The sequence below is a fragment of the Streptomyces sp. NPDC059456 genome (genome assembly GCF_042750055.1).
Taxonomy (GTDB): Bacteria; Actinomycetota; Actinomycetes; order Streptomycetales; family Streptomycetaceae; genus Streptomyces.
Genome location: NZ_JBHYVA010000010.1, coordinates 22,889 through 34,747, shown reverse-complemented (window position 1 = coordinate 34,747; position 11,859 = coordinate 22,889). Strand labels below are relative to the sequence as shown.

General features: G+C 71.4%; 9 protein-coding genes and 1 pseudogene. All 10 read right to left on the bottom strand.

Translation table 11 applies throughout. The features are described from left to right. Positions 1-28: 28 nt before the first annotated feature. Entirely contained in the window at positions 29-418 is a 390-nt protein-coding gene (locus ACFXA3_RS02380; RefSeq protein WP_385180729.1) for a cytidine deaminase, read from the bottom strand. Then, a complete protein-coding gene (locus ACFXA3_RS02375) occupies positions 415-1,680 on the bottom strand; it encodes an ABC transporter permease (protein WP_385180726.1) in 1,266 nt (421 codons plus the stop codon). The genes ACFXA3_RS02380 and ACFXA3_RS02375 overlap by 4 nt, the downstream gene beginning before the upstream one ends. Further along, positions 1,677-2,792 (bottom strand): ABC transporter permease, encoded by a 1,116-nt coding sequence (locus ACFXA3_RS02370; RefSeq protein ID WP_385180724.1) that lies wholly within the window; start codon positions 2,790-2,792, stop codon positions 1,677-1,679. The genes ACFXA3_RS02375 and ACFXA3_RS02370 overlap by 4 nt, the downstream gene beginning before the upstream one ends. Then, the gene (locus ACFXA3_RS02365; protein ID WP_385180722.1) at positions 2,789-4,510 is read right to left on the bottom strand and encodes an ABC transporter ATP-binding protein; all 1,722 of its coding nucleotides are present in this window, start codon (positions 4,508-4,510) and stop codon (positions 2,789-2,791) included. Before ACFXA3_RS02365 ends, ACFXA3_RS02370 begins: the two co-directional genes overlap by 4 nt. A 96-nt stretch (positions 4,511-4,606) precedes the next feature. Beyond that, entirely contained in the window at positions 4,607-5,668 is a 1,062-nt protein-coding gene (locus tag ACFXA3_RS02360; RefSeq protein WP_385180720.1) for a BMP family protein, read from the bottom strand. A 218-nt stretch (positions 5,669-5,886) separates the two neighbouring features. Further along, positions 5,887-7,131, bottom strand: coding sequence for an amidohydrolase (locus ACFXA3_RS02355; protein WP_385180741.1), 1,245 nt, complete (start codon positions 7,129-7,131; stop codon positions 5,887-5,889). 137 nt (positions 7,132-7,268) lie between these two features. After that, positions 7,269-8,504: a hypothetical protein gene (locus tag ACFXA3_RS02350; protein ID WP_385180717.1), complete on the bottom strand. Its 1,236-nt coding sequence runs from the start codon at positions 8,502-8,504 to the stop codon at positions 7,269-7,271. Between the two features lie 53 nt (positions 8,505-8,557). Further along, positions 8,558-9,469 (bottom strand): N-acetylneuraminate synthase family protein, encoded by a 912-nt coding sequence (locus ACFXA3_RS02345; RefSeq protein ID WP_385180715.1) that lies wholly within the window; start codon positions 9,467-9,469, stop codon positions 8,558-8,560. 23 nt (positions 9,470-9,492) lie between these two features. Then, a pseudogene (locus ACFXA3_RS02340) lies at positions 9,493-10,251 on the bottom strand (cytidylyltransferase domain-containing protein); the annotation flags it as partial. Positions 10,252-10,463: 212 nt separating this feature from the next. Further along, positions 10,464-11,801, bottom strand: coding sequence for a DUF6716 putative glycosyltransferase (locus ACFXA3_RS02335; protein ID WP_385180712.1), 1,338 nt, complete (start codon positions 11,799-11,801; stop codon positions 10,464-10,466). Positions 11,802-11,859 lie beyond the last annotated feature (58 nt).

Genomic DNA, 11,859 nt, shown 5'->3' with positions numbered 1-11,859 from the left:
GCGGGGGGGCGCGCCCCCCTCGGCACGGCTATCTCAGGTGGTCCGGCCCGAAGGCCTGCGGCAGCATCTCGGCCAGCGGAAGGATCCCGTTCGGGGTCTCCACCAGCAGTTCCGGTCCGCCGAACTCGAAGAGCAGCTGGCGGCAGCGGCCGCACGGGACGAGGATCTCGCCCTTGCCGTCGACGCAGGTGAAGTGCGTCAGGCGGCCGCCACCGGTGGCCTGGAGGGAGGAGACCAGCCCGCACTCGGCGCACAGGCCGAGTCCGTAGCTGGCGTTCTCCACGTTGCAGCCGACCACGGTGCGGCCGTCGTCGACACGGGCGGCGACACCGACCGGGAAGCCCGAGTACGGGGCGTACGCCCGGGACATGGCGTCCCGGGCGGCCTCGCGCAGGGCTTCCCAGTCCACGTCGGTCACTTGCCCTGGCCCTTGCGGTACGGCAGGCCGTCGGCCTTGGGCATCCGCAGCCGCTGCGAGGACAGGGCGAGCACGAGGAGCGTCGTGACGTACGGGGCGGCGTCGACGAACTGGCTCGGCACGGAGTCGGTCAGCGCGTACCAGACGAACAGGCCGGCGGCGCACGCACCGGCGATGGCGGCCTGGAAGTGCTTGCGCTTGTACAGCTGCCAGACGACGACCGCGGCGAGCAGGATCGCGATGAGCAGCAGCATCGCGTGGACGTTCTCGGCGCCACCGCGCAGCCGGAGGCTGTAGGTGAAGCCGAAGAGGCCCGAGCCCAGCGCCATGCCGCCCGGCATCCAGTTGCCGAAGATCATGGCGGCGAGACCGATGTAGCCGCGGCCGCCGGTCTGGCCCTCCTGGTAGATGCCGGTGGACACGATGGCGAGGAACGCTCCGCCGAGGCCGGCCATCCCGCCGGAGACCATCACGGCGATGTACTTGTACTTGTAGACGTTGACGCCGAGGGACTCGGCGGCGACGGGGTTCTCACCGCAGGAGCGCAGGCGCAGACCGAAGGCGGTCCGCCACAGCACCCACCAGGTGGCGGGGATCATCAGGACGGCGACGACGGTCAGCAGCGACAGGTTGGTGACCAGACCGCCGATCACACCGGCGATGTCCGAGATCAGGAACCAGTGCTTGGCCTGGAGCGTGGCCATCCAGTCCGACAGCCCCGGCACGGTGATCTCCGTGATCGGGTCGATGCGGGGGGACTGCTTGGAGGAACCGCCCGGGACCGCGTCGAAGGTGAAGTTCGACAGGTACTGGGTGAAGCCGACGGCCAGGATGTTGACCGCCACACCGGAGACGATGTGGTTGACGTTGAACGTCACCGTGATGATCGCGTGGAGCAGGCCGCCGAGGGCGCCGCCGATGATGCCCACGAGGACGCCGGTCCAGGGGCCCCACTGGTAGCCGGCCCAGGCGCCGAACCAGGTGCCGAGGATCATCATGCCCTCGAGGCCGATGTTGACCACGCCCGCGCGCTCGGACCACAGGCCGCCGAGGCCCGCCATGGCGATCGGCACGGCGAGCTGGAGCGTGCCCGAGATCTGGCCGGCGGAGGTCAGGTCCTGGGCACCGGAGATGACGCGGACCAGCGAGATCAGGGCGAGACCGCCCGCGATGATCAGCAGGATCCAGGGCAGGGTGAGCTTGCGGCGGCCGCCGCCCTTCTTGGGCGCGGCGCTCGTCGCGGAAACGGTGCTGGTGCTCACGCCGCGACCTCCTTGTTGTCGGTCTTGAGGGCGTGCCCGGCGGCCAGCTCCTGGCCGACCTTCTGCTGCTGGCGGCGGATGCCGTAGCGGCGGACGAGCTCGTAGCTGACCACGACCGCGATCACGATCAGGCCCTGCATGATCACGCCGATTTCCTGGGCGTAGCCGTTCTGGTCGAGCCCGGCGGACGTCTGCTTGATGAAGGCGAGCAGGAACGCGGAGAACAGGATGCCGATCGGGTTGTTGCGGCCGAGCAGCGCGACGGTGATGCCGGTGAAGCCGATGCCCAGGGGGAAGGACAGGTTGTACGTGTGGGACTCGCCGAGCAGCAGCGGCATGCCGGTCAGACCGGCGACCGCGCCCGAGATGAGCATCGCGGTCATGATCATCTTCTTGGCGTCGACGCCGGAGGCCTGCGCGGCGGACTCGCTGGCACCGGTGGCCCGCAGGTCGAAGCCGAAGCGGGTCCGGTTGAGCACGAACCAGTAGACGATGCCGAGGGCGAAGGCCACGAAGGTGAAGCCGTAGATGTCGCCGCCGGGCAGCGAGAGCGCCGGGAACCAGCCCGACTCCGGGATGTCGCCGGTCGTCAGGTCGTTCGAGCCCGGAGGCTGGACACCGAGGTTCTTCGGCAGGATCAGCCAGGCGATCAGGGAGGTCGCGATGGCGTTGAGCATGATCGTGGAGACGACCTCGCTCACCCCGCGCTTGGCCTTCAGGATGCCCGCGATGCCGGCCCAGAAGGCACCGGTGACCATGGCGACGAGCACGATCAGCAGGATGTGCAGCGGCCCGGGCAGCGAGACCGAGGCGCCGACCACGGCGGAGATGACCGCCGCGAGACGGTACTGGCCGTCCACACCGATGTTGAAGAGGTTCATCCGGAAACCGATGGCCACGGCCAGGGCTGCCAGGAAGTAGATGCCGGCCTGGTTGACGATCAGGACCTGGATGTCCTCGTAACCGGCCTGGTCGACCATGATGCGCAGCGGATCGATCGGGTCGACGCCCGAGGCCGCCAGCACGATCATGGTCAGTACGAAGGCGCTGATCAGTGCGAGCGCCGGGCCGGCGACTGCCAGGAGCAGCCGGTCCTTGTCGAATTTCTTCATCGGGCCTCGTCCTCCGTCGTGTCACCGTCGGCAGCGGCGGAAGGGTTGTCGGTGGCTTCCAGGTGACCGCGGGCGGCACCCGTCATGGCGGTGCCGAGCTCCTCGGGCGTGACGGTGGCCGGGTCGGCGTCCGCGACCAGGCGGCCGCGGTAGATGACGCGCAGGGTGTCGGACAGGCCGATCAGCTCGTCGAGGTCGGCGGAGATCAGGAGCACGGCCAGGCCCTCGCGACGGGCCTCGCGGATCGCGTCCCAGATCTGCGCCTGCGCACCGACGTCCACACCGCGGGTGGGGTGGGCGGCGATGAGGAACTTCGGGTCGTGGCTCATCTCGCGGCCGACGATCAGCTTCTGCTGGTTGCCGCCGGAGAGCGAGGCCGCGGTGACGTCGATGCCCGGGGTGCGGACGTCGTACTCGCGCACGATCCGCTCGGTGTCCTTGCGGGCGGCCTTGGGGTCGAGGATGCCGCGCTTGGAGTTGGGCGCCTCGGTGACGTGGCCGAGGATGCGGTTCTCCCAGAGCGGGGACTCCAGCAGCAGGGCGTGGCGGTGGCGGTCCTCGGGGATGTAGCCGATGCCCCCCTCGCGGCGCTTGCGCGTCGGCGCGGTGGAGATGTCCCTGCCGTCGAGGGTGATGACGCCGCCGTCCGGCAGGCTCATGCCCATGAGGGCCTCGATGAGCTCCGTCTGGCCGTTGCCCTCGACACCGGCGATGCCGAGGACCTCACCCTTGTGGATGGTGAAGTCGATGCCGGCGAGCACCTCGCGGACGACGCCGTCGGGGTCGGTGTCGGTCAGGCGCAGGTCCTGGACCTCGAGCATCGCCACGTCGGTGACCGTCGACTCGCGGGTCTCGGGCGTGGGCAGCTCGCTGCCGACCATCAGCTCGGCGAGCTGCTTGGTGGTGGCGGTCTTCGGGTCGGCGGTGCCGACCGTGGTGCCGCGGCGGATGACGGTGATGTCGTCCGCGACCTTCAGCACCTCGCCGAGCTTGTGCGAGATGAAGATGACGGTCAGGCCCTCGGCCTTGAGCTCGCGCAGGTTGTCGAAGAGCGCGTCCACTTCCTGCGGCACGAGCACCGCGGTGGGCTCGTCGAGGATGAGGGTGCGCGCACCGCGGTAGAGGACCTTGAGGATCTCCACGCGCTGCCGGTCGGCGACACCGAGGTCCTCGACCAGCGCGTCGGGGCGCACGCCGAGGCCGTAGGCGTCCGAGATCTCCATGATCTTCTTGCGGGCCTTGCCGCCGATGCCGTACAGCTTCTCGCCGCCGAGAACCACGTTCTCCAGGACGGTGAGGTTGTCGGCGAGCATGAAGTGCTGGTGCACCATGCCGATGCCGCGGGCGATGGCGTCGCCGGGGTTGTTGAAGGAGACCTGTTCCCCGTCGATGGCAATGGTGCCCTCGTCCGGCTTCTGCATGCCGTAGAGGATCTTCATCAGGGTCGACTTGCCGGCACCGTTCTCACCGATGAGGGCGTGGACCGTGCCCTTGCGGACGGTGATGGCGATGTCCTTGTTGGCGACGACGCCGGGGAAACGCTTGGTGATGCCGTGCAGTTCTACGGCGGGGGGGCTGGACGCGTTGATGACGCACTCTCCTTGGCGCGGAAGGAGCTGGAAAGCCTTGTGGCGGGGGGACAGGGCGGGGAGAGAAGGTATCGCGTCCACGATGCCTCTACGCGCGTAGCACTGTCGAAAGTGAAAACTTGTGACCATGCAGGTCACAAGCGTCACGGACGCGGTTCGGGGCCCGGGAGCGGTAGAGACCGCGTTCCCGGACCCCGAGACCGTTACTTCACGTCAGGGACGGCCTTACGGGGCGGTCTTGACGTTGATCTTCTTGGCGATGATGTCGGCCTTGGCCTTCTCCACCGCGGCGGTGACGTCGGCCATCTTCTTGTACTCGGGGTTGGAGTCGGCCAGGCCGACACCGTTCTTGTCCAGGCCGTAACGGATCTCACCGGTCGCCGGCGTGCCGTCCTGGACCGACTTGATCTCGTTGAAGACCGCGTCGGAGACGTCCTTGGTGACCGAGGTCAGGATGTGGTCCTTGTACTTCGACAGACCGGCCTGGTTGTACTGGTCCGAGTCGACGCCGATGGCCCACTTGCCCGCGTTGGCGGTGGCCTCGATCGCGCCGGTGCCGGCGAGACCGGCGGCGGCGTAGATCACGTCGGCGCCGCTGTCGAGCTGGCCCTTGGCGGTCGCCTTGCCGAGGTCGGGCTTGGCGAAACCGGAGAAGTCCGGCGGCTGGGACAGGTAGGCCGACAGCACCTTGGCGTTCGGGTTGGTGTCCTTGACGCCCTGGGTGAAGCCCGCCTCGAACTTCTTGATCAGCGGAACCTCGACACCGCCGATGAAGCCGACCGTGCCGGTCTTCGACGCCTTGGCGGCGGCGACGCCGGCCAGGTAGGAGCCCTGCTCCTCGTTGAAGACCAGGTTCGCGATGTTCGGGCCGGTCACCGAGGTGTCGTCGATGAGGCCGAAGGTCGTCTTCGGGAACTTCTCGGCGACCTTCTTGATGGCCGGGGCGTAGGCGAAGCCGACGCCGATGACCGGGTTGTTGCCCTTGCGCGCCAGCTCGGTGAGGCGCTGGACCTTGTCGGCCTCGCTCTCGCCCTCGGTGGGCTCGGCCTCCGCGGTCTTGACCTTCAGCTCCTTGGCGGCCTTCTCGAGACCCGCGTACGCGGCGTCGTTGAAGGACTGGTCACCACGGCCGCCGATGTCATAGGCGAGGGCAACGGACTTGGCACCGCCCGACTCCGAGGGGGAGGAGGTGGTGTCCGACGACTTCTTTCCGCCACAGGCGGTGGCCGAGAGGGCCAGCGCCGCGGACGCGATGCCCACGGTGGCGATCCTGGTGATCCGGCGCAAGGGGAGGCTCCTTCAAAACCTGACCGAAGCGCCACGACCGGCGCTGGTTTCGCGGCGATCGTAACGCGCGTAGATGTCAGTTAAAGGCCCGTTCATGAGTCGTTATCGGATCGTCGTGAATCGGACAGTGACCGAACGGTAACTCCCCACCTGTCCGACCCTTGTGTACCAAGGGTTGGACAGGTGTGATCGCAGGCGCTCAGATGTTGTAAGAATCTTTACCCGATCGGCCGGGACCGGCGTCCGTCGAGCAGGGCGGCGGCCGTGAAGAACTCCACGCCGACCCCGATCGCGGACTCGTCCACGTCGAAGTCGCCCCGGTGCAGGTCCCGCTTGGCGCTCGCGCCGGGGGTGTGCACACCGAGCCTGGCCATGGCCCCCGGCACGTGTTCCAGGTACCAGGAGAAGTCCTCGCCGCCGAGGCTCTGCTCGGTGTCCTCGATCGACTCCTTGCCGAGCCGGGCCGCCATCGACTCGCGCAGCAGCTCCGTGACCACCGGGTCGTTGACGACCGGCGGGACCCCGCGCACGTAGGTGATCTCCGACTTGGCACGGTGCATTGCCGCGATCTCGTCGATCGCGGCGTGGATCTGGTCGGGTGCTTCGTGCCAGGCGTTGATGTCGAGGCAGCGGATCGTTCCGGACAGCTCGGCGTGCATCGGGATCACGTTGCAGGCGTGCCCGGCCTCGATCCGGCCCCAGGTGATCGACATGCCCGAGCGGGCGTCCATCCGGCGGGACAGGACGGCCGGCAGATCGACGGCGACCCGAGCGGCGGCGGTCACGAGATCGGTGGTCAGGTGCGGCCGGGCGGTGTGTCCGCCGGGCCCGGCGAGGGCGATTTCCAGCCGGTCGCAGGCGGAGGTGATGGGGCCGGTCCGCAGTCCGATCTTCCCGGCGTCGACCCGCGGGTCGCAGTGCACCGCGATGATGCGGCCCACGCCGTCCAGGACGCCCGACGCGATGGCGTCGGTGGCTCCGCCGGGCAGCACCTCCTCGGCGGGCTGGAACAGCAGCCGGACGGGACGGGGCAGCAGGCCCTGCCGGTCGAGATCGGCGAGGACGAGTCCGGCGCCGAGCACGACCGCGGTGTGCACGTCGTGGCCGCAGGCGTGGGCGCGGTCGGGGAAGGTCGAGCGGTACGCGACGTGCGTCTTGGCGTCCGGAATGGGCAGGGCGTCGATGTCCGCGCGCAGGGCCAGCATCGGCCGGCCCCCGTCCCAGGTACCCACGTCACAGATGAGGCCGGTTCCGGAGGCGAGCACGCGTGGGCGCAGGCCCGCTTTCTCCAGCCGGGCCTTGATCGCCGCCGTGGTGCGGAACTCCTGGTGTCCTAGCTCGGGGTGCATGTGCAAGTCCCGGCGGAAGGCGATCAGTTCGGCACGCAGGTGGTCCGGAAGCTTGCCGGGCAGCTCGGGCCGGTCGGGCGTGCCGGGCAGGGCGGTCTGGGACTCGCGGGACATCAACTGGTTCACCCGTTGAAGGGTAGGCGCACGAATGGCTCAACTGGCCGGAGATCACCAAAAGTTCATGCCGTTAGGGGAAAAAAACCAGACCTCTGGACGCATGACCGGATGCAGCCGGGGGTAAACTCGCGCGCTCATCCGGCCGCAGAGGCCGTCTGGGCAGGGAGTCTGTGCACATCACGGGCGGTCTCCGTGACCCCGGCGAGGAAGGTGCGGGCCCGCGGCGAGGCGGAGCCGGTGAGCCAGGCCGGGTCGACATCGCATACGGCGACGGTCACACCGGTACCGGTCAGTGCGTACGGCAGGGTGTGGACGACCGTGGACGGAAAGCTGACGATCGTTCGGCCGACCGGTCCGCGCCGGGCGATCAGCTCCAGCGGCAGGTCCGGCCGGACGATCTCCAGCCCGGTCGCCTCGCTGAGCAGCCGCAGTTTCTCCGGGGATTCCCGGCGGTGCGCGAAGTAGCGGGTGGCGCCGTGCTCCAGGGTCAGGGCGCGGACGGCGTCCAGGTAGCGGGCCGGGTCGACCACGCCGGTCTCCACGAGGGAGGTGCCGACGAGGTCGGTGCCCCTGGTCAGGCGCGGCGGGCCGAACCGGGACCGGGTCCAGGCGAACTCGTTGACCCGCAGCGTCATCGCGCCGTGGACGGTGACGGGCATCGAGCTGAACACCTCGACGCGCCGTCCGGTGCCCGCGGCCGGGGTGAAGCGGCGCCGGGCGGTGGCCGAGACCGGCGCGTAGACGAGCTCGCGGACACGGCCGGGCAGGCCTCCGCCGCCGACGCGGTGCCAGCGTACGAGGCGTTCGCCGCGGGCGGTCTGGGCGACGAACTCCATGGTGGCGGTGCCGTCGTCGACCACCACGAGCTCCTCGGCCCGTACGAGGGTGAGCAGCAGCTGCACGTAGCGGGAGAAGGGGTCCCCGACGACGACCCGGCGCGCGGCGCGCACGTCCCGGGCGAGCGCGGCCAGCGCCTTGAACGGGGCGAGGCGTCCGCCGCGGGCCTCCTGCCAGCTCACCTCGTACCCCTCGTCCCGCGCCAGGCCGGCCATCCGGCGCAGCTGCCCGCGGGACATCGGGTCGGTGGGCGGCAGGACGACGATCCGCAGCCGGGCCGCCGCACCGGCGGGACGGTCCGGGGCGGCGGCCGTCCCCCCGTCGGCCGTCCCCCCGTCGGCCGGGGCCGCGCTGGCCCCGGCTCCGGGCTGCGGGGCGGGGCCGCGTGCGGCGCGGCTGGGCTGGCGGGGGACCGCGTCGAGCAGGGGGGCGCCGCCCGGCGGGGACGCTGCTTCGGCGTGCGCCCACTCCAGCACGTTCAGGAGCTGGACCGGGCTTTCGACGAAAGCCAGGGTGGAGGCTGAAGGGGTCACCACGTACTCCTCGTCTGGGGCGGGGCGGGGCGTCGTACGGGACGGGCCGCGGGTCAGACCGAGGCGAGGGCGCCCTGGACCCGGCGGAGCTTCTTCATGGGGCCGAGCTCGGAGTCGTAGACGCGCTTGACGCCGTCGCCGAGGGCGGTCTCGATGGTGCGGATGTCGCGGACCAGGCGGGTCAGGCCGCCGGGCTCCACGGAGGCGGCCTGGTCGGAGCCCCACATGGCGCGGTCGAGGGTGATGTGCCGCTCGACGAAGGTGGCTCCGAGGGCAACCGCCGCGAGGGTGGTCTGCAGGCCGGTCTCGTGGCCCGAGTAGCCGATCGGGACGTTGGGGTACTCCTCCTGAAGGGTGTTGATCACCCGCAGGTTGAGCTCCTCGGCCTTGGCCGGGTACGTGGAAGTGGCGTGGCAGAGCAGGATGTTGTCGCTGCCGAGCACCTCCACCGCGTGCCGGATCTGCCGCGGGGTGGACATGCCGGTGGAGAGGACGACGGTGCGGCCGGTGGCGCGCAGGGCGCGCAGCAGCTCGTCGTCGGTGAGGGAGGCGGAGGCCACCTTGTGTGCGGGGACGTCGAACTTCTCCAGGAAGGCGACGGCCTCGGTGTCCCACGGGGACGCGAACCAGTCGATGCCGCGCTTGGCGCAGTGCTCGTCGATGGAGCGGTACTCGGCCTCGCCGAACTCCACGCGGTGCCGGTAGTCGATGTACGTCATCCGGCCCCAGGGGGTGTCGCGCTCGATGTCCCACTGGTCGCGCGGGGTGCAGATCTCCGGGGTGCGCTTTTGGAACTTGACGGCGTCGCAGCCCGCTTCGGCGGCGGCGTCGATGAGGGCGAACGCGTTGCCGAGGTCGCCGTTGTGGTTGATGCCGATCTCACCGACGACGTAGACGGGGCGGCCGGGGCCGGCGGTGCGCGAGCCGAAGGTGCGCAGGCGGGAGTCGGGGGTGGCGACGGTCATGGCAGCTGAGGTCCTTCGTTCGGCGCGCGGGGGTGCGCAGGGGGTGGGAACAGGGGGGCGAGGAGACGGGCCCGGGCCAGGTCGTGCGGGTCGTCGATCTCCAGGACCCGGGCGGGGTCGGTGGCGACGGGGAGGGTCCGCCCGAAGAAGCGGTGCCGGGCGCTGCGGAAGCCGGCGGCGTCCATGGCATACGCGGCGCCGGTCTCCAGCAGGTCCCGGGGGCGGTCCTGCCGGCGGGGGCGTACGGCCTTGTCGTGGTTGACGCCGGCGGCGTCGCCGTCGGCCTCGCGCCAGAGGAAGCCGTGGAACGGGGCGACGGTCAGGGCCGAGTCGGCCGCGCCGGTGGCGACGGCGGCGGCGACCGACTCGACGTCGGAGGAGGTCAGGAAGGGGCTGGTGCACTGGACGAGGAGGACGACGTCCACGGTGAGGGAGTGGAGTTCCTCGAAGGCGTCGAGCGCGTGCAGGACGGCCGCTTCGCTGCTCGCGGTGTCCCCGGAGATCGCCGCGGGCCGGCGGACCGCGTCGGCCCCGGCGGTGCGGGCGGCGTCGGCGATGGGCCCGGCGTCGGTGGAGACCACGACGTCGGTGACGGTGGCGGCGCCCCGGCAGGCCTGTACGGCCCGTACGACGAGGGGGACTCCGGCCACCTCGGCGAGGTTCTTGCCGGGAACTCCCTTGGACCCGCCCCGGGCCGGAATCACGGCCAGCACCCGGGGCCGCGCGCCGCTGCCCGCGGCCGGGTCCGGGCCGGGGCCCGCGGCGGGGCGCCCTGTCGGGATCGCGGCCGGGGCGGGGGCGGGGTCCGGCGCGGCGCCCGCGGCTGGGTCCGCGGCCGGGCGCACTGTCGGGATCGCGGCCGGGGCGGGGGCGGGGTCCCGCGCGGCGCCCGCGGCGGGGTCCGCGGCCGGGCGCACGGTCGGGATCGCGGCCGGGGCGGGGGGCGCGGTGGTGTGCGGGGCGGGCCGCGCGGCAGGGGTGCTCTCGGGCGGGGTCACAGCTCGCCCATCCGGCGGATCATCGGGGCCACGCGCTGCACGCCGTGCCGGTACACCCCGCGGGCGGCCTCGCGCAGGTGCGCGCGGAGCCGGCGGCGCAGCCGGGATTCGCCACCGCTCTCGCGGACGGCGCCGGGCAGCGGGGTGCCGTCGGGGGCGAGGTGGTGCCGGGCCAGGATCCCGGGCAGGTACCCGGGCGCGGTGACCGGTGTGTAGTAGGGGGCGACGGCGGGGAGCACCCCGCGTCCCAGCAGTGCGTCGAGCCGGGCGCGGGCGGCCGCGAAGGCGTCCCCGGCGCCGGTCACGCCCTGGCCGGCGAGCCAGTCCGGGTCGCCCTGCGGCAGCAGGCCGGCGTCGAGCTGGTCCCAGGAGGCCAGGCAGCCCGAACCGAGGAAGTGGTGGTTGCCGAGCACCTCGCGGATGCCGAGGTCGGTGAGGACGGCCGTCGGGATGCCGCGGTGCAGGGATTCCAGGGCGGCCGTGGAGGAGACGGTGACCAGCAGGTCCGTGCCGTCCAGGACCTCGCCCATGTTCCCGTACACCAGGCGGCAGTTGGGCGGCAGTCCGCCGGGGATCCGCTCGGCGAGCCGCTGGTAGGGCTGCTCCTCCAGGTGGGTGGTGTGCTCCCCGGGGCGGCTGCGCAGCTTGATCAGCACCTCGCGCCCGGGGTGCAGCCGGGCGTGCCGGGCGGCGCGCTCCAGCAGGTAGGCGCGGTCGGTGCGGCTTTCGGGCACGGACGGCTGGACGGCGAAGACCACGGTGTGGGCGCGGTCGCCGGCCCGCTCGTACGCCGCTCCGTCCAGGAACGGCAGTGCCGTCTCCGTGACGGCGCCGGCGTCGGCGCCGACGCCCTCGTACACCGCGCGGAAGCGTCCCGCGTCGTGCCGGGAGTTGGCGAGGACGAGGTCGGCGCCGTGCCGCAGCAGCAGCCCGTCGGCGAGCTTCTCGTACACGACGCCGACGTACCCGGTGACGAGCACGGGCCGGGCGGCCGGCTCGGGCCACAGGGCGCGGACCCCGTGCAGCACGGCCTGGACGGCCCCGCCGACGAGGGCGAGGACGACGACGTCGTAGCGCTCGCGCTCGAGCTCCGCGAGGAACCGTGCGCAGGTCACCTCGGAGAGCCGGTCCGCTTCGACCCCCACCTCGCCGAGCTGGCGCGCGGTCGGGGTGGCCCGGCCGCGGAGCAGGTATCCGGTGAGGTGCGGCTGCGCCGCGAGGCGGCGGGCGGTGAGTGCGCCCCATTTCCAACGCGTATCGGAATCGGCGAGTACGGCGATGCGAAGGACCGCACGCGAATGAGTACGAGATGCTGCGCGATTGCTGGCTGGCACCCGGCAGAAGCTATTCCGCGATTTCGGTGATCGGCCCAACGAACGCACAACAGCGGGT